Below are 22,808 nucleotides of genomic sequence, written 5' to 3' on the forward strand. Positions count from 1 at the left end.
ACGCAGAATTAACAGGAGAACCGTAATGTTCGGAGCCAAAAAAAGCGGCGTGGCCGCGTATTCCCAGGTCGGCCTGGAAACCGGCGTGCACGCCGCCGACCCGCACAAGCTGACCGTGATGCTGTTCGACGGCGCCCTGCAGGCGCTGCGCAACGGGCGCGAGCACATGAAGGCAGGCGACATCGCCGCCAAGGGCAAGTCGATCACCCATGCGAGCACGATCATCACCAGCGGCCTGCGCGCCAGCCTCGACCTGGAAAAAGGCGGTGAAATCGCCGGCAACCTGGACGCGCTGTACGACTACATGGTGCGCCGCCTGACCCACGCCCACGTGCACAACGACCTCGCCGCCATGGACGAAGTCGAGCGCCTGCTGGGCGAGCTGCGCGAAGCCTGGAACGCGATCGGCACCAGCGCCGCCGCCGTGCCGGTCCCGGCGCCGGCCGTGGTCGCGCCGCACGTGGCCGACCCGCTGGCCCCGCGCTCGGTCTCTTTCGTGAGCGCATGATCATGGTCCACGCCCACCTCGCCCTCTACGAAAACGTGGCCGAGACCACCCGAGCGATGGCCGATGCGGCGCGCAGCAGCGACTGGGATCACCTGGTGGAACTGGAGCAGCGCTGCAAGCAGCAGGTATCCAGCATCATGCAGGGACCCGCGCCCGAGCTGTCGGACGAGGAGCGCGAGCTCAAGGCCGGCATCATCCGCGAGATCCTCAAGCACGACCGCACCATCCGCGACCACACCTCGCCGTGGATGAAGCAGCTCGGCGTCCTGATCGGCAGCTTGCGCAACGAGCGCAAGCTGCTCGGCGCCTACCGCTGAGCGCGCCGCCCGGTGCGGCCGCTCGCTTCCCTTCCTGATCCATGTTGCCGCGTGACCTGCTAGGCCCCTCCCCGGTTGCGCGGCCCACCCCGGCCAACGCCGTCGAGGCGCTGGCCGATCCGCGCCAGCAAGCCTTCCAGCGCGCCCTCGCCAGCCAGGTCGGCCAGCCGATGCGGGCCCAGGTGCTGGCGCGGCTGGCCGACGGCAGCGCCATCGTGCGCGTCAACGACACCCCCGCGCGCATGATGCTGCCGCCCGGCGCCGAAGTCGGCAGCGAAGTGCCGCTGCGGCTGGTGGCGGTCTATCCCCGCCCGACTTTCGAATACGGCGCCGGCAAGACCCTGATCGAAGCCTCGCCCGCGCACCCGCCCGACACCCCGGGCCAGCCGCGCGCGCTGGACGCGGAAGGCGCCGATGCGGCCGTATTCACCCCGCACGAGGATGCCGACGGCGCCGCGCTGGTCTACCGGCCGGATGGCCGTGGCCCGGCCGCCGCTGGTGGCGCCGGCGGCAGTGTCGGCACTGCTGCCACCGCGCAGGCGGCGGCCGCAGCCGCCACCGCGGCGCCGTCAGCCCAGGCCGCGCGCACGACGGGCGAACCCGGCGCCACCCTGTCGCCGGCGGCCCAGGTGCTGGGCAGCGTGCTGGCCGCCGTGCTCAAGCTCGACCAGCCGGCCAAGGCGGTCGCCGCGCGCGCCCCGGTGCTGGCCACGATCAACACCGACCCCGCCGCGCTGGCGCCGGCCCTGCGCCAGGCCCTCGAACAGAGCGGCCTGTTCTACGAGTCGCACGTGGCCGCATGGGCCGAGGGCCGGCGCGAGCTGGCCTCGCTGGCCTTCGAGCCGCAGATGCGGGACCGTCCCGCGAACCCGGCCGATCCCGCGCCGGCCCAGCTGATCAACCTGCAGCTGGCCGCGCAGGAACAGGACCGTGTGGCGTGGCAGGGACAGTTATGGCCGGGCCAGCCGATGCAGTGGGAGATCCGCCGCGACGCCCCGCAACAGGACGGCGGCGCGGCCGGCGGCGAACCCGAACCAACGTGGCAGAGCCGCCTGCGGCTGCGCTTTGCGCTGTTCGGCGAGCTCGATGCGACCGTGGTGCTGCACGGCGGCCAGGTCGCGATCCGGATCGGCCTGGCCGACGAAGGCAACGCCGCCTTGCTGCGCTCGCACACGGCCTCGCTGCAGGGCGCGCTGGCCGCCGCCGGTACGTCGCTGTCGGCGCTGGCCATCGTCAACGAGGGCGCCGATGAGTGATCCCGCCGCACCGCAGCAACGCAGCAACGCGGTCGCGCTGGCCTATCGCGAAGGCGAACATGCGCCCAAGGTGGTGGCCAAGGGCCAGGGCCTGGTGGCCGAACAGATCATCGCGCGGGCCCGCGAAGCCGGCGTGTTCGTGCACGAATCGAAGGACCTGGTCGGGCTGCTGATGAACGTCGACCTCGACCGCGAAATTCCGCCTGCCCTCTACCGCGCGATTGCGGAACTGCTGGCATGGCTTTATCATGTTCAATCTAATCCGCATCCAGGCGACGTGCCACCGCCGGGCGGACCCGAACGAATCTCCGTAGAAAGCGGTTCCTAGCAATGTCTAATTCCGAACTGGATAACTGGCACGATTATCGAGTGGTCTCCCGACGGGAGATTCTTGCGTTATTACGCCAGATCGGTGAAAAAAACCAGCTGGTCCGCATGCTGATCAACGGCGAGGCCGACGTCTGCGTCACCTCGATCCTCGACCTCGACCCCGACAGCGACACCCTGGTGCTGGACCGCTCCATCGACCGCGACCAGCACCGCCGCGTGCTGGCGGCGCCGCGCCTGTCTTGCGAGACCAGCCTGGACAAGATCCGCATCCTGTTCAAGGCCGAGAACCCGCGCGAGATCGACTACGAAGGGTCGGTGGCGGTCGCCGCCGACATCCCGGAAAGCCTGGTGCGCCTGCAGCGGCGCGAGTTCTACCGGATGCAGATGCCGGTATCGAATCCGGTCAAGCTGGTGCTGCCCCTGCCGGACGAACTGGGTGGCGGCAGCGCCACCGTGCCGCTGGCCGACATCAGCTGCGGCGGCATCGCCTTCATGGACAACAAGCTGGCGCTGGGCGAACTGGCGATCGGCTCCACCTTCGAGGGCTGCCGCCTCGACCTGCCGGACGTGGGGCCGGTGGTCACCGGGCTGGAGATCCGCAATGCGCAGGACGTCACCCTGCTCAACAACAAAACCGCGCGCCGCTTCGGCTGCATGTTCACCGGCATCTCGCGCGGCAACCTGGCCAACGTCCAGAAATACATCACCAAGCTTGAACGCGAGCGCAATGCGCGGCTGGCTGGCCTGGGCTGATCAAACGCTCCCTCGAAATACAAAAAGAACGTCGTTCCCGCGCAGGCGGGAACCCATAGAACGCATGACTATACGCTCTGCATGGGTCCCCGCCTGCGCGGGGACGACGTGTTTTGAAGCTTAGCGAGCGTCAGGCGCCCCCGCCATCACACCTGCATATTCATGATCTCGTGATACGCCGACACCAGCTTGTTGCGCACCTGCACCGCAGCCTGGAAGTCGATGTTCGCCTTCTGCATCGCGATCATGGTGTCCGACAGGCTGACGGTGTCGTCGCCCATCGCGAACTTCTGCCCCATCTCGTCGGCCTTGTCCTGCGCCGCGCTGACCTGCGACAGCGAATTCTTCAGCGCCGCCGCGAAATCGGCCTTGGGCGCGGCCGTGGCGCCGGCGCCGGCCAGCGGCGACGCGTCCGGACGGGTGGCCGCCGCCTTCAGCTGCGCCATCATCGATTCGATGCGGCTGCTGTCGATACCGCCAATATTCATTGCTTCCTCCTTGGTGTACAGCTATCTCAGGCTGTCAGAATAGCAGCGCCCGCGCCAGTCCCAGCCCGAAGCAGGCAGCGAAATGGGGCTCTTATCGGGGGTTTGAAGCAGCCCGGCCGGCGTGATAATGGACGCTGGATTTCCCCCATCTAAAGACATCGCAATGGCAGCAGCGGACCAAGAACACGACGACAACGTGAAACCACCCTTCCTGCAGACGAAATTCGGACGCAACATCGCCATGGGCGGCGCCGCCGCCGTCGTGCTGGCGGTCGGCATCGCGCTGTGGCTGTGGAGCCAGCAGCCTGACTACCGCGTCCTGTTCTCCAACTACACCGACCGTGACGGCGGCGCGATCACCGCCTCGCTCGAGCAGATGGGGGTCAAGTACAAGTTCTCCGAAGGCGGCAACGCGATCCTGGTGCCGGCCGAGATGGTCCACGACATCCGCCTGAAGCTGGCCTCGCAGGGCCTGCCCAAAGGCGGCAACGTCGGCTTCGAGCTGATGGAGAACCAGAAGCTGGGCGTGTCCCAGTTCCTCGAGCAGGTCAACTACCAGCGCTCGCTGGAAGGCGAACTGGCGCGCTCGGTCGAGTCGCTGGGCGCGGTCGCCAACGCCCGCGTGCACCTGGCCCTGCCCAAGCCCTCCGTGTTCGTGCGCGACCAGCAGAAGCCGACCGCCTCGGTGCTCCTGACCCTGCAGCCGGGCCGCGCCCTCGACCAGGGCCAGGTCTCGGCCATCGTGCACCTGGTCGCATCGAGCGTGCCCGAACTCACGCCGGCCAACGTGACCGTGGTGGACCAGAACGGCTCCCTGCTGTCCGATCCGAACGGCCAGGCCGCCGGCGCACGCCAGCTCGACCCCAACCAGCTCAAGTACGTGGCCCAGCTGCAGCAGAACATCGTCAAGCAGGTCGAGTCGATCATCACCCCGCTGGTCGGGCGCGGCAACGTGCGCGCCGAGGCGACCGCCGACGTGGACTTCGCCCAGGTCGACACCGCCGCCGAAATGTACAAGCCGAATTCGCCGCCGGAGCCGCAGGCGATCCGCAGCCAGCAGACTTCCGAGCAGCAGCCGCTCAAGACCCCGGCCTCGGGCGTGCCCGGCTCGCTGTCGAACCAGCCGCCGGCCGCCAACCCGACCCCGCCGGGTCCGGGCCAGGGCAGCACCGTGGCGGCGGGCGGCAACGGCCAGCAGAACGCCGCGCCGCAGGAGACGCGGCATGACGCCACCACCAATTTCGAAGTCGACAAGACCGTGCGCTACGAGCAGCGCCCGATGGGCGGCATCAAGCGCCTGACGGTGGGCGTCGTGGTCAACTACAAGCGCAACGTCGATCCCAAGACCGGCAAGGTCACGGCGGCGCCGCTGCCGCCGGCGGTGATATCCCAGATCAATGAGCTGGTCAAGCAGGCGATGGGCTATTCGCAGGCGCGCGGCGACACGCTGAACGTGACCAATGCGCCGTTCGAAGGCGTCGACAAGCTGGCCGACCAGCCGCCGGCCGTGGTGTGGTACAAGGACCAGGACCTGATCGGGCTGGCCGGCCAGGTCGCCAAGTACGCGGTGTCGATCCTGGTCGTTGGCTTCCTCTACTTCCGCCTGGTGCGCCCGCTGCTGCGCCGCTACGACAAGGCGATCGAGCTGCCGCCGGGCCCCGATCCGGAGCAACTGGCCGAGCAGGCCCGCCTGGCGATCGAAGCCGAGATGATGGAAGAGCATTCGCAGCAGCAGGCCAAGGGCTACCGCTCCAACCTGCAGATGGCCAAGGATCTGGCGCGCGACGATCCGCGCATCGTCGCCAACGTGGTGAAGACATGGGTAAGTTCAAATGAGTAATGCTGATGAAGGCGTCCAGCGCGCCGCGATCCTGATGCTCGCGCTGGGCGAGCAGGAAGCGGCCGAGGTGATGAAATTCCTCGGGCCGAGGGAAGTGCTGAAACTGGGCGCCGCGATGGCGACCATGAAGCAGGTCCAGCACGAGCAGGTGGTGCAGGTGCTGGACGCGTTCCGCACCCAGACCGACCTCAGTTCCACCGTCGGCCTGGATTCGGACGAATACATCCGCCAGGTGCTGACGCGCGCGCTGGGCGACGACAAGGCCTCGGTGCTGCTGTCGCGTATCCTGGGCGGCAAGGACGCTTCCGGCATCGAGAGCCTGAAGTGGATGGATGCCTCGTCGGTGGCGGAACTGATCCGCAACGAGCACCCGCAGATCATCGCCACCATCCTGGTCCACCTGGAGCGCGACCAGGCCTGCGAAATCCTCGGCAATTTCAGCGACCGCCTGCGCAACGACGTGGTGCTGCGCATCGCCACCCTGGACGGCGTGCAGCCGGCCGCGCTGCGCGAACTGAACGACGTGCTGACCAAGCTCCTGTCGGGTAACGAAAACATCAAGAAGTCCTCGCTGGGCGGCATCCGCGCGGCGGCCGAGATCCTCAACTTCATGAGCGGCGAGCAGGAATCGTCGGTGATGGACAACATCAAGAACTACGACAACGACATGGCGCAGAAGATCATGGACGAGATGTTCGTGTTCGATAACATCATCGACATCGATGACCGCGGCATCCAGCTGCTGCTGCGCGAAGTGCAGTCCGAGATGCTGATCGTGGCGCTCAAGGGCGCCAGCCAGGACCTGCGCGACAAGATCTTCAAGAACATGAGCCAGCGCGCCGCCGAGATGATGCGCGAGGACCTCGAATCCAAGGGCCCGGTGCGGCTGTCGGAAGTCGAGGCGCAGCAGAAGCTGATCCTGCAAATCGTGCGCCGCTTGTCCGACGAGGGCCAGATTGTCCTCGGCGGAAAAGGCGAAGACTCGTTCGTCTGAGATGGCCCACCTGCCCAAATTCACCGTCGTCCCCGCGCAGGCGGGGACCCATGCTGACTCTGCGACTACGCAGCGCGCCCATGGGTCCCCGCCTGCGCGGGGACGACGTTTTTGATAGCTTAAGATGCAAAAAGAACAGCAAACCGCCTACGAACGCTGGGAACTGTCCTCCTTCGGTGACGACCGCCCAAGCGTGGTCGCGCGCCGCGCCGCCCAGCAGCAGGCCGCGCAGCAGGCCGCCGCGCTGGTGCCGACCGCCGAGGAACTGGCCGCGATCCGCGAAGCCGCGCGCGCCGAAGGCCATGCCGCCGGCCAGGCTGCCGGCCACGCCGAAGGCCTGGCCCAGGGCCGCGCCGCCGCGCAGGCCGAACTTGCGCGCCTGAAGGGCATCGCCGACGCATTCGGCCAGGCCGTCACGCGCGCCGACGAGACCATCGCCGGCGACGTGCTGGAGCTGGCCCTGCACGTGGCGCGCGCGATGACCCGCAGCGCCTTCGAGATCCGCCCCGAACTGGTGGTGCCGGTGGTGCGCGAGGCGATAGGCTACCTGCCGGTGCTGCAGCAGCCGGCGCGCCTGGTGCTCAATCCGGCCGACGCCGCGCTGGTCCAGTCCAGCATCGGCGACGAGCTGGAAAAGACCGGCTGGCGCGTGGTGGAAGACGCCCAGGTGGCGCGCGGCGGCTGCCGCCTCGACACCGCCAGCAACCAGATCGATGCCCAGGCCGCGACCCGCTGGCAGCGCCTGACCCAGGCCTTCGGCAAGCACGTCGAATGGCTGGCATGAGCAATCCCGCGGCCGATGCCCACACCGGGCGCTGGCAAAGCTATCTGCGCGACTGCAGCGCGGTGCTCGACTTCGCCGAGCCGATGCAGGTGTCCGGCCGCGTCACCCGCGTCGCCGGCCTGGTGATGGAATGCGTCGGCCTGCGCCTCGCGGTCGGCAGCGCGTGCACCATCCCGGTGGCCAGCGGCGCCCGCATCGAGGCCGAAGTGGTCGGCTTCGACGGCGACCGCCTGTTCCTGATGCCGCAGAGCGATGTCGAAGGCGTGGTGCCCGGCTCGCGCGTGTTCCCGGTGGAGGCGGCCCTGCCGCGCCCGGGCAGCGTGCCGCATCCGCGCCGCCGCCCGAGCGACCGCGCGCGCCACCTGCCGGTCGGCGCCAGGCTGCTTGGCCGGGTGGTCGACGGCGCCGGCCGCCCGCTCGACAACAAGGGACCGCTTGGCTCCGACGAGATGGCGCCGATCAATGCGCGCCCCGTCAATCCGCTGGACCGCGCGCCGATCAAGGAAACCCTCGACGTCGGCGTCCGCGCCATCAACGCCATGCTGACGGTCGGCCGTGGCCAGCGCCTCGGCCTGTTCGCCGGCACCGGCGTCGGTAAATCCGTGCTGCTGGGGATGATCGCGCGCTACACCAGCGCCGACGTGATCGTGGTCGGCCTGATCGGCGAACGGGGCCGCGAGGTCAAGGAATTCATCGAACAGATTTTGGGGCCGGAAGGCATGGCCCGCTCCGCCGTGGTGGCGGCGCCGGCCGACAGCCCGCCGCTGATGCGCCTGCAGGGCGCGGCTTATGCCACCGCCATCGCCGAACACTTCCGCGACCAGGGCAAGAACGTCCTGCTGATCATGGACTCGCTGACCCGCTACGCGATGGCGCAGCGCGAGATCGCGCTGGCGATCGGCGAACCGCCCGCCACCAAGGGCTATCCACCGTCGGTGTTCGCCAAGCTGCCGGTGCTGGTCGAACGGGCCGGCAACGGGGTCGAGGGCGGCGGCTCGATCACGGCCTTCTACACCGTGCTGTCCGAGGGCGACGACCAGCAGGACCCGATCGCCGACGCCGCGCGCGGTATCCTCGACGGCCACATCGTCCTGGACCGCCACCTGGCCGAAGCCGGGCACTACCCGGCGATCGACATCGAACAGTCGATCAGCCGCGCCATGCACTCGATTACGTCAAGCCAGCACCAGCAGGCCGCGCGCAAGCTCAAGCAGCTGTACTCGCGCTACGAGCGTTCGCGCGACCTGATCAGCGTGGGCGCCTACGCCGCTGGCAGCGACCCGGTGCTGGACCAGGCCATCGCCTCGCACGGCAAGATCGAATCCTTCCTGTGCCAGGAGATCCACGAACGGTCGGCCATGACCGAGAGCTTGGGCCAACTTACCTCTCTGTTCGACTGATCATTGGCCCGGCCGTGGCCATATACTTGACGCATCATGGCCACTTCCTCCGCCCTTGAAACCCTGATCGACCTGGCGCAGCGCGCGTCGGACGAGTGCGCGCGCCGGCTCGGCGCGGCGCGCAAGGGCGAGGATGAGGCCCAGCAGAAGCTGACCATGCTGCTTGGCTACCGCGACGAATACGCCAACCGGCTCGACGCGGCCCAGATGGCCGGCATCACGCCGCACGCGTACCACAACTTCGTGGCCTTCGTCGGCAAGCTCGATACCGCGATCGCCGGCCAGCAGGAAGTGCTGCGCCACGCCGAGGCGCGGGTGGCGATGGAGCAGAAGGCGTGGCAGGAAAGCGAGCGCAAACGGCTGTCCTACCGCACCCTGACCGAGCGCGCGGCGGCCGAGGCGCTGAAAATCGAGAACAAGCGCGACCAGAAGCTGATGGACGACCACGCGGCGCGCTCCGTGTACTACAAACGTTGACGGCAGATTGACAATGCAGACCACTCCCCTCCCCAGCCTGAACGCCACCAGCGGCGCCAACGCCGCCCCGCAGCGCTCCGGCGAATCCGACGGCGGCGCCCAGTTCGGCGCCACGCTGTCGCACGAGATCAGCCAGCGCAACTCGGCCGCGCAGCAGGCGCCCGCCGCCAATGACGGCGCGCAGAAGACGCAGCAGCAGGCGCCGCAGAACCAGCAGGCGAGCACCGACGCGGCCCAGCCGCCGGCCAAGGCCGACGCCAAGCCGGCCGACGGCAAACCTGCCGCCGATGCCAAGGAGGGCGACGACAAGGACGATTCCGCCACGGCCGCCGCAGCCGCTGCCGCCGCGCCGGTCACCGACATGCTGGCGATGGTCGAGAGTGTGGCCCAGCTGCTGAAAGGCGCGGTCGCGCCCACGGCCGCGCCGGCCGCCGACGGCAAGGCCGATGCCAAGGGTGGCGTCAGCGCCGCTGCCCCCCAACTGGCCGGCCTCGCCGCCACCGGTGAAGGCGTCGCCGCCGATGCCGCCGTGCCGACCGACGCCGCCGCCCGCTTCGCCGCGCTGATGCGAACCGGCCAGGGCACGCAGACCGCACCAGCCGCCAACCACGCCACGGCCGACGCCAACGCGCGCGCCGACATCAAGCCGTCGACCCGCGGCGCCACCATCGCCGCCAATGCGCCGGCGGCCTCGCTGGCGCCCAGCGCCGCGCCGAGCGCCGCTCCGGGCAGCGCTCCAAGCCTGGCCCCGACCAATGCGCCGGCCGCGCTGGCCGCGCAGCTGGCCGCCGCCGTCCCGCAGGAAACCAAGGCCGCGCCCGACCAGGCCGCGGCGCAGCTGCTGGCCGCTTCACAGGTCCAGCAGGCCGCGCCGGCTGTCGCTCCGGTCCAGGCCGAGGCGGTGGCAGCGCAAAACTACATTCCGGCCCAGCTGGGCACCTCGGCCTGGGACAACCAGGTCGGCCAGAAGGTCGTGTGGATGGTGGCCGGCGGCGAGCAAAGCGCCTCGCTGACCCTGAACCCGCCGGACCTCGGCCCGCTTCAGGTGGTATTGAGCGTGAACGGCGACCAGGCCAGCGTGGCCTTCTCGTCAAGCCACCAGGATGTGCGCCACGCGCTGGAATCGGCCCTGCCGCGCCTGCGCGAGATGATGGGCGAAAGCGGCATCGCGCTGGGGAATGCCACGGTGGACGCCGGGGCGGGCCAGCGCCAAGCCCAGGACAACTGGCAGGGCATGGGCCAAACTGGGGCGCGCTCCGGCGGCGGCACGCTGGCCGCCGGCGACGACAGCCCGGCCCCACGCGTGGCCACCCGGACCACGGTGCTGGGCGACCGCGGGATGGTCGACACCTTCGCCTGACCGTTAAACCAAAGACCGTCGTCCCGGCGGAGGCCGGGACCCATAGACCACGTGAGCAGTCGAAACGCCAACTCAGCATGGGTCCCGGCCTTCGCCGGGACGACGGGGGTGGGTTGACAGGGTGTCAGCGCGAGGCGCGCAAACCACGGAGTTGGGCGCGCTTCCCCCCGTTTTTCGGCGCTTTTTGATGCCTTGCCAGACCCGATAATGCCATAATGACGGACCGATCCACTTGAAGGCTCAGAGCTATCTTGAAAGCGAACTCGAAATCCAAGGCTGACCCCAAAGACGAAGCCAGCGCGCCCAACACCAAGAAGAAAATGCTTGGCCTGATCGGCGGCGTCGCCCTCGTGATCGTGCTCGGCGTGGCCGGCGGCTGGTACTGGACCTCGATGGGCAGCGCCGGCGGCAAGGAGCACAAGTCGGAGAAAGCCGAGCCGCCGGAATACATCGCGCTCGACCCCTTCACCGTCAACCTGCAGCCGGAGAACGGCGACCAGTACCTTCAAGTGCAGTTCACGCTGCAGGTGGCCAATGCCGAAACCGCGGAGCTGATCAAGGCGAACATGGCCAAGGCGCGCAGCCGCGTGCTGCTGCTCCTGTCGGGCAAGCACGCCTCCGAGATCAACACGGTCGAGGGCAAGCGCGTGCTGGCCAAGGAAATCGTCGACGCGCTCAAGCAGCCCTTCATGCAGGGCGGCGAGCCGCAAAAGGTCAGCGACGTCTTGTTCACCGCCTTCATCATCCAGTAATACAAGCGCAATGTCGGACAATTTTCTCTCCCAGGAAGAAGTCGATGCCCTCCTAAAAGGGGTCAACGGCGACCAGGACGACGTCGTCGCGCCTGAGGACACTTCGGGAGTCCGCACCTACAACCTGGCGACGCAGGAACGCATCGTCCGCGGCCGCATGCCGACGCTCGAGATCATCAACGAGCGTTTCGCGCGGTATTTGCGGGTGGGGCTGTTTAACTTCCTGCGCCGCAGCGCCGAAGTCTCGGTCGGTTCGGTGCGGGTATCGAAATACAGCGAATTCATTCGCAACCTGGTGGTCCCCACCAACCTGAACCTGATCCACATGAAGCCGTTGCGCGGCACGGCGCTGATGGTGTTCGACCCGGGCCTCGTGTTCCTGCTGGTCGATAACCTGTTCGGCGGCGACGGGCGCTTCCACACCCGGGTCGAGGGCCGCGACTTCACGCAGACCGAGCAGCGCATCATCCTGCGCATCCTCGACATCGTGTTCGAGTCGTACACCAAGTCGTGGGAACCGGTGTACCCGGTGCAGTTCGAGTACATCCGCTCCGAGATGAACACCCAGTTCGCCAACATCGCCACGCCGAACGAGGTGGTGGTGTCGTCGACCTTCACGGTGGAACTGGGCTCGGTGTCGGGCCAGATCCACTTCTGCATGCCGTACTCGATGATCGAGCCGATCCGCGACGCCCTCACCTCCAGCCTGCAGGGCGAGGCGCTGGAAGTGGACAAGCGCTGGATCCGCCTGATGACGCAGCAGATCCAGGTCGCCGAAGTGGAGCTGGTGGCCACCCTCGGCCACGGCCGGACCACTTTCGACGAACTGCTCAACCTGAAGGTCGGCGACATCATCCCGATCACGGTGCCGGAATCGATCGAGGCCACGGTGGACGGCGTGCCGGTGATGGAATGCGGCTACGGGGTCCTCAACGGGAACTACGCGCTCAAGGTCGAAAAACTGCTGGCCACGAGCGAGCAACAACTCAGCGGTAAACTAGGAGAATGACCATGTCCGATACCCAGGACGACCAGTCCCTCGACGACGATTGGGGCGCGGCGATCGCCGAACAGGCGGCGGCGGAAGCGGCCGCTCTCGAGAAGCAGCAGTCGGCCCAGGCGGCCGTGTTCAAGGACTTCTCCAACAAGGGCGCGCGCACCGAGACCCCGAACGACATCGACTTCATCCTCGACATCCCGGTGCAGCTCACCGTGGAGCTGGGGCGCACCAAGATCGCGATCAAGAACCTGCTGCAGCTGGCGCAGGGATCGGTGGTCGAGCTGGACGGCCTGGCCGGCGAGCCGATGGACGTGCTGGTCAACGGCTGCCTGATCGCCCAGGGCGAGGTGGTGGTCGTGAACGACAAGTTCGGCATCCGCCTGACCGACATCATCAGCCCGTCCGAGCGGGTGCGGAAACTGAATAAATGATTTATACGGTTCGCGCCACGATCGCCGCCGTGCTGCTGGCGGCAGGACTGGCGGCGCCGGCCTTCGCGCAGCAAGGCGCGTCCGCACCGGCGCAAGCGCAGCCTACCGCCACAGCGGCACAGGCATCGCAGCCTGCGGCCAGCGCGCCTGAAATCCAGGCTGCGCCGGCGCCCGCTGTCCAACCAGCGGCTCCGGCCGCAGTTGCCCCGGCCACCTACCAACCGCCCTCCGCTCCCGGCGCCATCAGCCTGCTGCAAACCCTGTTCGCCCTGTGCTTCGTGCTGGCCCTGCTGGCCGCGCTGGCCTGGCTGGCCAAGCGCTACGGCCCGCGCGCGATGGGTGGCAACGCCAACCTGCGCGTGGTCGGCTCGCTCAGCCTCGGCGGCCGCGAGCGCGTGCTGGTGGTCGAAGTGGCCGACCAGTGGATCGTGGTCGGCGCCGCCCCGGGCCGCGTCAACCTGCTGACGACCATGCCGCGCCAGGAAGGCGTGCTGCCGGCGCCGGGCGCTGCCGCCGGCGTGCCGGCCGGCTTCGGCGACTGGCTCAAACAGACTCTCGATAAACGCAATGCGAAATAAAAAACTCCTGCTGGCCGCGGCCGCGCTGCTGCTGCCGCTGGCGGCGCTCGCCGCGCCCGGCATCCCGGCCTTCACCAGCACCCCTGCCCCGGGCGGCGGCACCGCCTACTCGCTGCCGGTCCAGACCCTGCTGCTGATGACCGCGCTGTCCTTCCTGCCGGCGGCGCTGCTGATGATGACCAGCTTCACCCGCATCATCATCGTGCTGTCGCTGCTGCGCCAGGCGCTGGGCACGCAGACCGCACCGCCGAACCAGGTGATGGTCGGCCTGGCGCTGTTCCTGACCCTGTTCGTGATGGGCCCGACCTTCGACAAGATCTACACCGAAGCCTACCAGCCGCTCCAGGAAAACAAGATCCAGATGGAGGAGGCGATGACGCGCGCCGCCGCGCCGCTCAAGGGCTTCATGCTCAAGCAGACGCGCCAGTCCGACCTCGCCCTGTTCGTGAAGATGTCGCGCACCCCTGCCCTGCAGGGTCCGGACGACGTGCCGCTGCGCGTACTGATCCCGGCCTTCGTCACCAGCGAACTGAAGACCGCGTTCCAGATCGGCTTCGCGATCTTCATCCCCTTCCTGATCATCGACATGGTGGTGGCCTCGGTGCTGATGTCGATGGGTATGATGATGATGTCGCCGGCGGTGATCTCGCTGCCGTTCAAGCTGATGCTGTTCGTGCTGGTCGACGGCTGGCAGCTGCTGCTCGGCTCCCTGTCGCAAAGCTTCTACTGAGGACCATGCCATGACTCCGGAAACCGTCATGACGATGGGCCGCAACGCGATGGAAGTGACGCTGATGGTGGCGGCGCCGCTGCTGCTGGTGGCGCTCATCATCGGCCTGATCGTCTCGATCTTCCAGGCCGCGACCCAGATCAACGAATCGACCCTGTCCTTCATCCCCAAGCTGGTCGGCATCTTCGTCGCGCTGGTGATCGCCGGGCCGTGGATGCTGTCGGTGCTGACCGACTACATGCGCCAGGTCTTCACCGGCATCCCGGGCATGATCGGCTGACGCGCCGCCAGCGCACGCATGATCAGCTTCACCTCGCTCCAACTGAACGCCTGGCTGGCGGCCTTCCTGTTCCCGCTCACCCGCATCCTGGGCGTGATAGCGGCTGCGCCGGTGTTCGGCAATGCCGCGGTGCCGATCTCGCTCAAGGTCTCGCTGGGCGTGCTCCTGACCCTGATCGTGGCGCCGGTGATTCCGCCGATGCCGGCGATCGATCCCGGCTCCTGGGCCGGGCTGTTCGTGGTGCTGCAGCAGCTGATCATCGGGCTGTCGATGGGATTTGCGATGCGGCTGGTGTTCGCCGCGATCGAATTCGCCGGCGAGGTGACCAGCCTGACCATGGGCCTGGGTTTCGCCACCTTCTTCGATCCTTCCTCGTCGGGCCGGTCGTCGGCGATCAGCCAGTTCCTGGCGCTGGTCGCGACCATGGCCTTCCTGGCGGTGAACGCGCACCTGGCGCTGGTGTCGGCGCTGGCCGAGAGCTTCAACACGCTGCCGGTGTCGGCCACGCCGTTCTCCGGCAATGCGGCGCTGGAGCTGGCGCGCTGGGGCGCGCGGATATTTTCGGCGGGGCTGCAGCTGTCATTGCCGATTGTGGCGGCGCTCCTGATCACCAACGTCGGCATGGGCATCCTGACGCGCGCGGCGCCGCAGCTGAATTTGTTTGGTATCGGGTTTCCGGTGACGCTCGGTGTTGGGCTACTCGCGATCAGCCTGGCGCTGCCTTATCTGGGAACGCCGATCGTTAATCTGTTCAACCAGGGGATTGAGGCGAGTCGGGCAATTCCAAGGGCCGGTGTGCCAAAGCCGCCAGCTACTGCACCAGCTCGTTGAGCGCATACAAAATGGGGTTCCCGCGCACGCGGGAACCCCATTTGCCTTTTCAAACACGATACAAAAAATCGGCCTTGTGCCGATTTTTTGTATCGCTTTACCCGTTGATGTAGTTGAACAGCGACAACCCCGACATCATGGTGAACGACTTCTGCGCCGCCTGGAAGGCCACCTGCTGCTGCGAGTACAGCGAGATGGTCTTGACCATGTCCAGGTCCTGCAGGTCCGACATCGCGCTGGCGTAGCGCACATCGTTCTGGTCGCCGGTGGTGTCCAGCGTGTCCAGTTCCTGCAGCCGCGAGCCGACCGCCGAGTGCACCGCCAACACGTTGTCCATCGCGTTCGTCACGTTGGTGTTCGCCACCGTCAGCGCGTTGGTCAGCGCGGTCTGCGCGGCGCTGCCGCCGGCGGGCTGGCGCAGCGCCTGGGCCAGGTCGGCCAGGGTGGTGAAGATCGACTGCTTGCGCGCCGACGACACCGTCAGCTGGTCGCCGTCGGCCGGCGTGCCGCCCACCGTCAGCTGCAGGCCGCCGAAGTTGATCGCGCCGCCGTCCGTGTAGGGTTGGGCGCTCTGCACCGTCGCCGGCGGGGTCGAGCTGGTGTCGAGCACGTCGTAGGTGGTGCCGGCCGCGGTCACGCTGAACTTCACCGAATAATTGTGCCCGGTAACCTGGGTCAGGTCCGTGATCGAGCTGGCCGTCACCGCCGCCGTGCCGGTGTTGGCCGCATCGGCCGCGGTGTGGAAGGTGCCCTTGGCCGCCACATTGTTCTCGAAGATCGAGCTGCCCGAATCGCTGATCGACAACGCGCGCGAGGCGCCCACCTGCACGTCGCGCTGACCCTGGTCGCCGTTGTAGGTGGCGCCGGTGGCGGTTTGCGTGAACGGCTTGGTGCCGATCTGGTAGCCGGAGAACAGGTAGCTGCCGGCGCCGTCGGTGGTGTTGGCCAAGCCGACCAGGTCCTGCAGCCGGCCATCCAGTTCGGTCGCGAGCGAGGCGCGGTCCGAATCCGACAGCGAAGGATTGCCGGCGCGGACGATCAGCGTCTTCACATTGGTCATCAGGTTGGTGACGTTGGTGAGGGTGCTGTCGACCTGCGCCAGCGAATTGCGCGCGCTGGTGCGGTTGGTCGAGAACTGCGTGTTCATCGACTGCGACTGGCTGATTTCCAGCATGCGCGACGAGGCCACCGGATCGTCCGACGGCGTCAGCACGCGCTTGTTGGCGCCCAGCTGCATCTGGGTCTTGGCCAGCTGCGCCTGCATCGTGCTCATCTGGGTGGTGCTTGCCTCGTAGAGGCCGCTGGTACTGATACGCATGTACTAGCTCCCTTAAATTAACTGCCGATCGAGAGCAGCGAGTTGAAGACGGTCTGCGCGATCTGCATGATCTTGCTGGCGGCCTGGTAGGACTGCTGGTAGCGCAGCAGGTTGGTGGCCTCCTCGTCCAGGTTCACGCCCGACACGCTCTGGGCGCTGCTGGTGGACTGCGCCAGCAGCGCGCTGGCGGCCTCGCCGTTGACCTGCGATTCGCGCGCCTTGTTGCCGACGAAGCTGACCAGCTTGGCGTAGCTGCCCTGGTAGGTGGCGTTGCCCTTGTCGAAGATGTTGGTGCTTTGCAGGTTGCCCAGCAGGTTGGCGTTGCGCACGTCGCCGCTCGCGCTGGCGGGCGTGGTGGCGGCCACCGTGAACTGGTCGGTGTCCTTCATGCCGGCGCTGATCGAGAACGAGATGCCGCCGACTTCGTAGCTGGCGCCGGCGGCCGGGTACGGGATGTTGGCGCTGCCGGCCGGGTAGGTCGTGCTGGCGCCGTTGACGGTGACGGTGACCGCTTGCGCCGGGTCGAAGCCGGACAGGTGTCCGCTGGCGGCGTCGTAAGTCAGCGTCATCGGCAGGGCCACGCCGCTGCCCAGGAACTTGGCGTCGACCTGGCCGGCGCTGATCGAGGCCGTGCCCAGATTCGTCATCGCGCTCGAGGTCATCACCGGCGCCGCGGCCGCGATCTGCGCGGTGTCGGTCAGCGCGACGGCGAAGTTGGCGGCCGCGCGGATGGTCGGGCGCACCATGAAATTGTCGCCGGTGGCGGCGCTGCCGCTGACGCTGAAATCGAGGCCGTCGATGGTCTGCGGCCCGGCCTGCGGATACGGCGCGATCGTGGTCTTCTTGTTGTCCGACAGGCGCGTGACCGTGAAGTTGGCGCCGTCGTAGTCGACCTTGTAGTCGCTGCCGGTGAGCTGGGTCGGGTCGCTGATCGCCACGTTGACTGCCGTGGTGCTGGTGAGCGCGTTGTTGGAGTTGCCGGTCACCACCGGTCCCGCCAGCGTGAAGAAATCCCCGCCTGGCTGGCCGTTGGCATCCAGGCCCAGCTTGTGCTGCGCGTTGAAGGTGAAGGCCAGGCCGGCCGCCACCTTGCCCAGCTCGTTCTGGGTCTTGTCCAGCACGTTGTTACGGAAATCCAGCAGGCCGCCCAGCGCCCCGCCCTGCAGCGTGGCTTCGCCGAGGATGTTCGGGCGGCCGGAGCCGTTCACCAGCGCCACCTCGGTGCGGGTGCCGTCGGTCGGCGAGGTGGTGGTGGTCAGCTGGAAGGCCTGCTTGCCGATCACCAGCGGCATGCCGTTGCCGATCGAGACCGTCAGGCTGTTGCCGTCGCCCGGCGTCACATTGGCCTTCACCACCTTGTTCAGCTCCAGCACCAGCTGGTCGCGCTTGTCGAGCAGGTCGTTGGGCACGTTGTTGCTGTTGCCGGCGCCCGTCATGCCGGTGATCTGGTTGTTCAGGTCGGCGATCTGGCTGGCGTAGGAATTGATCAGATTGACATTGGTCGTGATCTGTCCGTCAACACCGGAACGGATGTCCTGCAGCTGGCCGTCGAGCGCCTGGAAGCGCCCGGCCAGGGTCTGGGCCGACGACAGCAGCGACTGGCGCGAAGCCACCGAGGCGTGGTCGTTGGCGACTGCTTGCACGCCGCTGAAAAAGCTCTGCAGCGCGGGCGACAGGCCGGCGCTGCTATCGGCCAGGATATTGTCGATCTGCGAGATCTGGGCATTGAAGGCGTCCAGCGCGCTGCTGTTGGCCTGCGCGTTGCGCACCTGGCTATTGAGGAATTCGTCGGAGAAGCGCTTGATCGCCGATACCGTGGTGCCGGTGCCGACAAAGCCCGCGCCGGTCGCGATCGGCACCGCGTTAGCCTGCACCACCACCTGGCGGCTGTAGCCGGCCACGTTGGCGTTGCTGATGTTGTGCCCGGTCGTGGTCAGCCCTGTCTGTGCAGCGAACAGTGCGCTCTTGCCGATGCTAAGGATATCTCCAGCCATGTGTCTCTTTCTTTCTGCTTAATGCATTTTCGGCAGTTGCGCGCGAAACTTGACGGTTGCCCTCTCCTCAGGCGAACGAGTGCTTGATCAGCGTGGTCAGCTTGGCCGCGTATTGCGGGTCGGTCGCGTAGCCGGCGCGCTGCAGGCCGCGCGCGAAAGTCGCGGCGTCGCCGCCGTGGGCCAGCACCTGCTGGTAGCGCGGATTGCTGGCCAACATCTTCGCGTAATCCTTGAAGCCTTCCGCATATGAGTCGTAGGCGCGGAACTTCTCGACCTTGGTATGCGGCTTGCCGTTGATGTATTCGGTGGTGACGGCGGTCGCGACCTTGCCCTTCCAGCCGGGACCGGCCTTGATGCCGAACAGGTTGTGGCTGGTGCTGCCGTCGGCCATCTTGATTTCGCGCTTGCCCCAGCCCGACTCCAACGCGGCCTGCCCCAGCATGAACTTGGCCGGGATGCCGGTGGCGCGCTCGGCCTCGTCGGCCTGGGCGGACAGCTTCTCGCGGAAGGCGCGCACGTGCGGCGGGCGCTTGCTGTCGGCCGCCTTGGTCTCGGCAGCGCCGGTGTCGATCGACTTCGCCAGCGCGGCCGGGTCGAGCGTCAGGCCGCTCGCGCTGCCGGCTGCCGGCGCGGACGCGCCCTGCTCGCCCGACAGCGCCAGCGCCTGCTGGTTGACCTGCTGCGCCGTCATCTGGCGCACCAGCATGTCGGCCAGGCCGATGCCGCGCTTGGCCAGCGTCTGGCTCATCTGCTGGTCGAGCATCGAGGTGTAGGTCTTGCTTTCCTGGGAATCGAGCACGCCGTCCTGCGGCGTGGCGTCGCGCATGGACTTGAGCATCATGTTGATGAACAAGGCTTCGAACTGGGTCGCCGCGCCCTTCAGCGCATCGGGCGAATTGGTCTTCGCCGACTGCTTCAGCCCGCCCAGCGACTGGGTGTCGAAGGCGAGGCTGGCGGACAGGTCGGGAGCGGCGGCCTTGATGCTCATGGCGTCAGATGATCTCCAGCTCGGCGTGCAGGGCGCCGGCGGCCTTCAGGGCCTGCAGGATCGCCAGCAGGTCCTGCGGCGTGGCGCCGATCGCATTGAGGGCCTTGACCACTTCGGCCAACGAGGCGCCGCCCGGCACGCTCAGCACCTTGCCCGGGTCCTTCTTCAATTCGATCTGGGTGTTCTGCGTGATCGCGGTCGAGCCGCCCGAGAACGAGGACGGCTGGCTGACGTTGGTCTGGGTGCTGACCGTGACCGACAGGTTGCCGTGCGAGATCGCGCAGGGGTCGAGCGTGACGGCCTGGTTCATCACCACCGAGCCGGTGCGCGCATTCATGATCACTTTCGCGGCCACCGGGCCGGTCTTGATGTCGACGCCTTCCAGCATGCCGAGGAAGGCCACCCGCTGGTCGCTGGAGGACGGGGTGCGCACGCGGATCACGCGGCCGTCGAGCGCGGTGGCGACGCCGGGGCCGAACTTGTCGTTGATGGCTTCGGTCACGCGCGCGGCGTTGGAAAAATCGGCTTCCTTCAGTTCGAGGCGGATCTGGTTGTCCGCGCCCAGCACCGAGGGCACCGCGCGCTCGACCGTGGCGCCGCCGGTGATCTTGCCGACCGACAGGTGGTTGACGGTGACCGAGGAGCCGCCGCCGGACGCGCCGGCGCCGCCCACCACCAGGTTGCCCTGCGCCATCGCGTAGACCTGGCCGTCCGCGCCCTGCAGCGGTGTCATCAGCAAGGTGCCGCCGCGCAAGCTCTTGGCATTGCCCATTGACGAGACCGTGATATCGATGGTCTGGCCGGGCTGGGCGAAGGCCGGCAGCGAGGCCGTGACCATCACCGCCGCCACGTTCTTCAGCTGCAACTGGGTGCCGGGCGGCATGGTGATGCCCTTCTGCTGCAGCATCGACATGATCGACTGCACGGTGAACGGGGTCTGCGTGGTCTGGTCGCCGGTGCCGTCCAGTCCCACCACCAGGCCGTAGCCGGACAACTGGTTCTCACGCACGCCGGCGATGCTGGCGAGGTCCTTCAGGCGCTCGGCCTGGGCCGGACCGACCAGCAGGAAACACAGCAGCAGGAGAAAACGGAAACGCATGAAAAAGTCCTCAGAACGGCAGCATCGACTGGAAGAAGCGCGAGAACATCGAGCTCATCTCGGCGCGGTCGATGCGCGCGCTGGTGCGGTATTCGACGCGGGCGTCGGCCACGAGGGTCGACGACACGATATTGCCGGGCTGGATGTTGTCCGGGCTGACCATGCCGGAGAAGCGGATGAATTCGATGCCCTTGTCCATCGCGACCTGCTTCTCGCCGACGACGATCAGGTTGCCGTTGGGGAGCACTTCGCTGACGGTCACGCCGATCGTGCCGGTGAAGGTGTTGGACGCGCTCTGGTTGGCGGCGTCCTCGTATTTGCTGGCGTTGTTGGCCGCGATGGTCGCGCCCAGGCGGCCCTGCAGCGGGCCCGGTACGCCGAGCGTGGTGCTGCCGGTCTTGCTGGCGGCGGCCTGGCCGCTCTTCACGGCCGACGTCTTCTCGACGATGCTGATGGTCAGGATGTCGCCGATGTGACGTGCGCGGCGGTCTTCGAACATCGGGCGGTAGCTGCCGTTGTTGTAGATCGCGCCGTCGGTCGGCGTGCCGGCGTCGGCCAGCAGCGGGCGCGCGCTGGTCGGGCGCTGCACGATCGACGGCGGGGTCGAGCTGCAGCCGGCCAGCGCCAGCAGCACGATCAGGCTCAGGCGTTTCATAACTGCGACAGCCTTTGCAGCATCTGGTCCGAGGTCGTGATCGCCTTGCTGTTGATCTCGTAGGCGCGCTGGGTCTGGATCATGTTGACCATCTCCTCGACCACGTTGACGTTCGAGCTTTCCACATAACCCTGCAGCAGGCCGCCGACGCCGTTGGTGCCGGGGGTGTTGGTGTTCGGGGTGCCGGACGCGCCGGTCTCGACGTACAGGTTCTCGCCCTTCGATTCCAGGCCGGCCGGGTTGACGAAGCTGGTCACCATCAGGGTGCCGACCTGGGTCGGCGCCGGGCTGCCGGGCAACTGCACGGTGACGGTGCCGTCCTTGCCGACCGTGATCGACTGGGCGTTGGCGGGAATCGTGATCGAGGGCTGCACCGGGTAGCCGCTGGAAGTCACCAACTGGCCGTTGCCGTCGGTCTGGAAGGAGCCGTCGCGGGTGTAGGCCGTGCTGCCGTCCGGCATCAGCACCTGGAAGAAGCCGGCGCCGTTGATCATGACGTCGCGCGGGTTGCCGGTCGAGGTCGGGTTGCCGACGGTGAAGATGCGTTCGGTGGCGACGTTGCGCACGCCGGTACCCATCTGCAGGCCCGACGGCAGCGCGGTCTGCTGCGACGACTGCGCGCCCGGTTGGCGGATGTTCTGGTACAGCAGGTCCTCGAACACGGCGCGCGAACGCTTGAAGCCGTTGGTGCTGACGTTGGCGAGGTTGTTGGTGATGACGTCGAGGTTGCTTTGCTGGGCCTCGAGGCCGGTCTTGGCGATAAACAGCGAACGGATCATAAGGTTCTCCTCCGGCCGGCGGACACAATCCGCCTTGCACAGCTAAATTATGCTTTACAGCAACTCAACCCAAAGCGTAGATCTGGCTGGCTTTCTGCTCGTTATTCTCGACGTTCTTCAGCAGGTTCATTTGCGTGTCGAAGGAGCGCGCCAGGCGGATCATGTCGACCATCGCGTCGATCGGGTTGACGTTGCTGCCTTCGAGCATGCCGCCGGCCACCACCACGGAAGGATCGGACTGCACGGGGGCGGTGCCGGGCGCGGTGCGGAACAGCCCGTCCTCGCCGCGCACCAGGTCCTTCTCGGACGGGTTGACCAGCTTCAGGCGGCCCAGCACGGTCGAGATCGCGGGCGGCGTGCCGCTCGGCATGGTGGCGATGGTGCCGTCGGCGCCTACCGTGACCAGGGCGTCGGGCGGGATCGTGATCGGGCCGCCCTCGCCCTGCACGGTCAGGCCGGACGAGGTCTGCAGCACACCATTGGGGCTGGTCTGGAGGGCGCCGTTGCGGGTGTAGGCTTCGCTGCCGTCGGGCGTCTGTACCACCAGCCAGCCCTTGCCCTTGATCGCCACGTCGAGGTCGCGGCCGGTCGCTTGCAGCGTGCCTTCCGAGAAGTCGGCGCCGACCGTGTCGTTGACCACCATCGCGCGGGTGGGGATGCCGTCGCCGCCGATCTGCACCGCCTTGAAGGCATCGATCTGGGCGCGGAAGCCGGTGGTGTTCAGGTTGGCCAGGTTGTGCGAGGTCGTGGCCTGCTGGTCCAGGATGTGCTTGGTGCCGCTGGCGACGGTGTAGATCAACCGATCCATTTTTATCTCCTACAAGCTACCGTCGTCCCCGCGCAGGCGGGGACGACGGTTTTCAGGC

At 67.4% G+C, this 22,808-nt stretch carries 26 protein-coding genes; 18 read left to right on the forward strand and 8 right to left on the reverse strand.

Going from position 1 to position 22,808, the window contains the following annotated elements:
* Positions 1-25 precede the first annotated feature (25 nt).
* The 5 genes from fliS to NX778_RS08500 are packed head-to-tail and all read left to right on the forward strand — an operon-like array spanning position 26 to position 3,164.
* Positions 26-508, forward strand: coding sequence for a flagellar export chaperone FliS (gene fliS / locus NX778_RS08480; protein ID WP_258811285.1), 483 nt, complete (start codon positions 26-28; stop codon positions 506-508).
* A complete protein-coding gene (locus NX778_RS08485; RefSeq protein WP_258811286.1) occupies positions 505-825 on the forward strand; it encodes a flagellar protein FliT in 321 nt (106 codons plus the stop codon). The genes fliS and NX778_RS08485 overlap by 4 nt, the downstream gene beginning before the upstream one ends.
* A gap of 41 nt (positions 826-866) precedes the next feature.
* The gene (gene fliK, locus NX778_RS08490) at positions 867-2,081 is read left to right on the forward strand and encodes a flagellar hook-length control protein FliK (protein WP_258811287.1); all 1,215 of its coding nucleotides are present in this window, start codon (positions 867-869) and stop codon (positions 2,079-2,081) included.
* Positions 2,074-2,409: an EscU/YscU/HrcU family type III secretion system export apparatus switch protein gene (locus NX778_RS08495; RefSeq protein ID WP_258811288.1), complete on the forward strand. Its 336-nt coding sequence runs from the start codon at positions 2,074-2,076 to the stop codon at positions 2,407-2,409. The genes fliK and NX778_RS08495 overlap by 8 nt, the downstream gene beginning before the upstream one ends.
* Before the next feature lie 2 nt (positions 2,410-2,411).
* Entirely contained in the window at positions 2,412-3,164 is a 753-nt protein-coding gene (locus tag NX778_RS08500; protein WP_258811289.1) for a flagellar brake protein, read from the forward strand.
* Between the two features lie 146 nt (positions 3,165-3,310).
* Here the strand turns inward: NX778_RS08500 and fliE are convergent, their stop codons facing one another.
* The gene (gene fliE, locus NX778_RS08505) at positions 3,311-3,652 is read right to left on the reverse strand and encodes a flagellar hook-basal body complex protein FliE (protein WP_258811290.1); all 342 of its coding nucleotides are present in this window, start codon (positions 3,650-3,652) and stop codon (positions 3,311-3,313) included.
* Between the two features lie 163 nt (positions 3,653-3,815).
* Between fliE and fliF the strand changes: the two genes are divergently transcribed.
* From fliF to fliR, 13 genes are all read left to right on the forward strand, one after another.
* Positions 3,816-5,492 (forward strand): flagellar basal-body MS-ring/collar protein FliF, encoded by a 1,677-nt coding sequence (gene fliF, locus NX778_RS08510; protein ID WP_258811291.1) that lies wholly within the window; start codon positions 3,816-3,818, stop codon positions 5,490-5,492.
* The gene (gene fliG, locus NX778_RS08515) at positions 5,485-6,486 is read left to right on the forward strand and encodes a flagellar motor switch protein FliG (protein WP_258811292.1); all 1,002 of its coding nucleotides are present in this window, start codon (positions 5,485-5,487) and stop codon (positions 6,484-6,486) included. Before fliF ends, fliG begins: the two co-directional genes overlap by 8 nt.
* Positions 6,487-6,610: 124 nt before the next feature.
* Positions 6,611-7,270, forward strand: a complete 660-nt coding sequence (locus NX778_RS08520; RefSeq protein ID WP_258811293.1) for a flagellar assembly protein FliH — start codon at positions 6,611-6,613, stop codon at positions 7,268-7,270.
* On the forward strand, positions 7,258-8,670 hold the full coding sequence (gene fliI / locus NX778_RS08525; RefSeq protein ID WP_370661320.1) for a flagellar protein export ATPase FliI: 1,413 nt from the start codon (positions 7,258-7,260) through the stop codon (positions 8,668-8,670). Before NX778_RS08520 ends, fliI begins: the two co-directional genes overlap by 13 nt.
* A gap of 36 nt (positions 8,671-8,706) precedes the next feature.
* Positions 8,707-9,147 carry a flagellar export protein FliJ gene (gene fliJ, locus NX778_RS08530; RefSeq protein ID WP_258811295.1) on the forward strand — a complete coding sequence of 147 codons (441 nt, stop codon included), beginning with the start codon at positions 8,707-8,709 and terminating at the stop codon, positions 9,145-9,147.
* Positions 9,148-9,160: 13 nt separating this feature from the next.
* Positions 9,161-10,507, forward strand: coding sequence for a flagellar hook-length control protein FliK (locus NX778_RS08535; RefSeq protein ID WP_258811296.1), 1,347 nt, complete (start codon positions 9,161-9,163; stop codon positions 10,505-10,507).
* A gap of 251 nt (positions 10,508-10,758) precedes the next feature.
* The gene (fliL, locus tag NX778_RS08540) at positions 10,759-11,259 is read left to right on the forward strand and encodes a flagellar basal body-associated protein FliL (RefSeq protein ID WP_258811297.1); all 501 of its coding nucleotides are present in this window, start codon (positions 10,759-10,761) and stop codon (positions 11,257-11,259) included.
* Between the two features lie 10 nt (positions 11,260-11,269).
* Positions 11,270-12,268 (forward strand): flagellar motor switch protein FliM, encoded by a 999-nt coding sequence (gene fliM, locus NX778_RS08545; RefSeq protein ID WP_258811298.1) that lies wholly within the window; start codon positions 11,270-11,272, stop codon positions 12,266-12,268.
* 2 nt (positions 12,269-12,270) lie between these two features.
* Positions 12,271-12,690 carry a flagellar motor switch protein FliN gene (gene fliN / locus NX778_RS08550; protein ID WP_258811299.1) on the forward strand — a complete coding sequence of 140 codons (420 nt, stop codon included), beginning with the start codon at positions 12,271-12,273 and terminating at the stop codon, positions 12,688-12,690.
* The gene (gene fliO / locus NX778_RS08555) at positions 12,687-13,268 is read left to right on the forward strand and encodes a flagellar biosynthetic protein FliO (protein WP_258811300.1); all 582 of its coding nucleotides are present in this window, start codon (positions 12,687-12,689) and stop codon (positions 13,266-13,268) included. The genes fliN and fliO overlap by 4 nt, the downstream gene beginning before the upstream one ends.
* Positions 13,258-13,998, forward strand: a complete 741-nt coding sequence (gene fliP / locus NX778_RS08560) for a flagellar type III secretion system pore protein FliP (protein ID WP_258811301.1) — start codon at positions 13,258-13,260, stop codon at positions 13,996-13,998. Before fliO ends, fliP begins: the two co-directional genes overlap by 11 nt.
* A 10-nt stretch (positions 13,999-14,008) precedes the next feature.
* Positions 14,009-14,278, forward strand: coding sequence for a flagellar biosynthesis protein FliQ (gene fliQ, locus NX778_RS08565; protein ID WP_258811302.1), 270 nt, complete (start codon positions 14,009-14,011; stop codon positions 14,276-14,278).
* An 18-nt stretch (positions 14,279-14,296) separates the two neighbouring features.
* On the forward strand, positions 14,297-15,109 hold the full coding sequence (gene fliR, locus NX778_RS08570; RefSeq protein ID WP_258811303.1) for a flagellar biosynthetic protein FliR: 813 nt from the start codon (positions 14,297-14,299) through the stop codon (positions 15,107-15,109).
* Between the two features lie 97 nt (positions 15,110-15,206).
* Here the strand turns inward: fliR and flgL are convergent, their stop codons facing one another.
* From flgL to flgF, 7 genes are all read right to left on the reverse strand, one after another.
* Complete coding sequence (gene flgL / locus NX778_RS08575; protein ID WP_258811304.1) at positions 15,207-16,427, reverse strand: flagellar hook-associated protein FlgL; 1,221 nt, start codon at positions 16,425-16,427, stop codon at positions 15,207-15,209.
* Positions 16,428-16,444: 17 nt separating this feature from the next.
* On the reverse strand, positions 16,445-18,421 hold the full coding sequence (flgK, locus tag NX778_RS08580) for a flagellar hook-associated protein FlgK (protein WP_258811305.1): 1,977 nt from the start codon (positions 18,419-18,421) through the stop codon (positions 16,445-16,447).
* Between the two features lie 67 nt (positions 18,422-18,488).
* Positions 18,489-19,409, reverse strand: a complete 921-nt coding sequence (flgJ, locus tag NX778_RS08585; RefSeq protein WP_258811306.1) for a flagellar assembly peptidoglycan hydrolase FlgJ — start codon at positions 19,407-19,409, stop codon at positions 18,489-18,491.
* Between the two features lie 4 nt (positions 19,410-19,413).
* Entirely contained in the window at positions 19,414-20,508 is a 1,095-nt protein-coding gene (locus NX778_RS08590; RefSeq protein ID WP_258811307.1) for a flagellar basal body P-ring protein FlgI, read from the reverse strand.
* A gap of 10 nt (positions 20,509-20,518) precedes the next feature.
* A complete protein-coding gene (locus NX778_RS08595; RefSeq protein ID WP_258811308.1) occupies positions 20,519-21,163 on the reverse strand; it encodes a flagellar basal body L-ring protein FlgH in 645 nt (214 codons plus the stop codon).
* Complete coding sequence (flgG, locus tag NX778_RS08600; RefSeq protein WP_258811309.1) at positions 21,160-21,942, reverse strand: flagellar basal-body rod protein FlgG; 783 nt, start codon at positions 21,940-21,942, stop codon at positions 21,160-21,162. The genes NX778_RS08595 and flgG overlap by 4 nt, the downstream gene beginning before the upstream one ends.
* Before the next feature lie 64 nt (positions 21,943-22,006).
* The gene (gene flgF, locus NX778_RS08605; protein WP_258811310.1) at positions 22,007-22,750 is read right to left on the reverse strand and encodes a flagellar basal-body rod protein FlgF; all 744 of its coding nucleotides are present in this window, start codon (positions 22,748-22,750) and stop codon (positions 22,007-22,009) included.
* Positions 22,751-22,808: the final 58 nt, after the last annotated feature.

The sequence above is a fragment of the Massilia terrae genome, from assembly GCF_024753145.1.
Lineage (GTDB): Bacteria > Pseudomonadota > Gammaproteobacteria > Burkholderiales > Burkholderiaceae_D > Telluria > Telluria terrae.

Excerpts from the sequence above, each read along its gene's own strand:
- fliI (WP_370661320.1), top strand. The coding sequence starts at position 7,258 with ATGGCTGGCATGAGCAATCCCGCGGCCGATGCCCACACCGGGCGCTGG.
- fliP (WP_258811301.1), top strand. The coding sequence starts at position 13,258 with ATGCGAAATAAAAAACTCCTGCTGGCCGCGGCCGCGCTGCTGCTGCCG.
- NX778_RS08590 (WP_258811307.1), bottom strand. The coding sequence starts at position 20,508 with ATGCGTTTCCGTTTTCTCCTGCTGCTGTGTTTCCTGCTGGTCGGTCCG.
- fliO (WP_258811300.1), top strand. The coding sequence starts at position 12,687 with ATGATTTATACGGTTCGCGCCACGATCGCCGCCGTGCTGCTGGCGGCA.
- fliE (WP_258811290.1), bottom strand. The coding sequence starts at position 3,652 with ATGAATATTGGCGGTATCGACAGCAGCCGCATCGAATCGATGATGGCG.
- NX778_RS08495 (WP_258811288.1), top strand. The coding sequence starts at position 2,074 with ATGAGTGATCCCGCCGCACCGCAGCAACGCAGCAACGCGGTCGCGCTG.
- NX778_RS08485 (WP_258811286.1), top strand. The coding sequence starts at position 505 with ATGATCATGGTCCACGCCCACCTCGCCCTCTACGAAAACGTGGCCGAG.
- flgJ (WP_258811306.1), bottom strand. The coding sequence starts at position 19,409 with ATGAGCATCAAGGCCGCCGCTCCCGACCTGTCCGCCAGCCTCGCCTTC.
- NX778_RS08535 (WP_258811296.1), top strand. The coding sequence starts at position 9,161 with ATGCAGACCACTCCCCTCCCCAGCCTGAACGCCACCAGCGGCGCCAAC.
- flgG (WP_258811309.1), bottom strand. The coding sequence starts at position 21,942 with ATGATCCGTTCGCTGTTTATCGCCAAGACCGGCCTCGAGGCCCAGCAA.
- fliJ (WP_258811295.1), top strand. The coding sequence starts at position 8,707 with ATGGCCACTTCCTCCGCCCTTGAAACCCTGATCGACCTGGCGCAGCGC.
- NX778_RS08595 (WP_258811308.1), bottom strand. The coding sequence starts at position 21,163 with ATGAAACGCCTGAGCCTGATCGTGCTGCTGGCGCTGGCCGGCTGCAGC.
- fliM (WP_258811298.1), top strand. The coding sequence starts at position 11,270 with ATGTCGGACAATTTTCTCTCCCAGGAAGAAGTCGATGCCCTCCTAAAA.
- fliQ (WP_258811302.1), top strand. The coding sequence starts at position 14,009 with ATGACTCCGGAAACCGTCATGACGATGGGCCGCAACGCGATGGAAGTG.
- flgK (WP_258811305.1), bottom strand. The coding sequence starts at position 18,421 with ATGGCTGGAGATATCCTTAGCATCGGCAAGAGCGCACTGTTCGCTGCA.
- fliF (WP_258811291.1), top strand. The coding sequence starts at position 3,816 with ATGGCAGCAGCGGACCAAGAACACGACGACAACGTGAAACCACCCTTC.
- fliG (WP_258811292.1), top strand. The coding sequence starts at position 5,485 with ATGAGTAATGCTGATGAAGGCGTCCAGCGCGCCGCGATCCTGATGCTC.
- fliR (WP_258811303.1), top strand. The coding sequence starts at position 14,297 with ATGATCAGCTTCACCTCGCTCCAACTGAACGCCTGGCTGGCGGCCTTC.
- fliS (WP_258811285.1), top strand. The coding sequence starts at position 26 with ATGTTCGGAGCCAAAAAAAGCGGCGTGGCCGCGTATTCCCAGGTCGGC.
- fliK (WP_258811287.1), top strand. The coding sequence starts at position 867 with ATGTTGCCGCGTGACCTGCTAGGCCCCTCCCCGGTTGCGCGGCCCACC.
- NX778_RS08500 (WP_258811289.1), top strand. The coding sequence starts at position 2,412 with ATGTCTAATTCCGAACTGGATAACTGGCACGATTATCGAGTGGTCTCC.
- NX778_RS08520 (WP_258811293.1), top strand. The coding sequence starts at position 6,611 with ATGCAAAAAGAACAGCAAACCGCCTACGAACGCTGGGAACTGTCCTCC.
- flgL (WP_258811304.1), bottom strand. The coding sequence starts at position 16,427 with ATGCGTATCAGTACCAGCGGCCTCTACGAGGCAAGCACCACCCAGATG.
- flgF (WP_258811310.1), bottom strand. The coding sequence starts at position 22,750 with ATGGATCGGTTGATCTACACCGTCGCCAGCGGCACCAAGCACATCCTG.
- fliN (WP_258811299.1), top strand. The coding sequence starts at position 12,271 with ATGTCCGATACCCAGGACGACCAGTCCCTCGACGACGATTGGGGCGCG.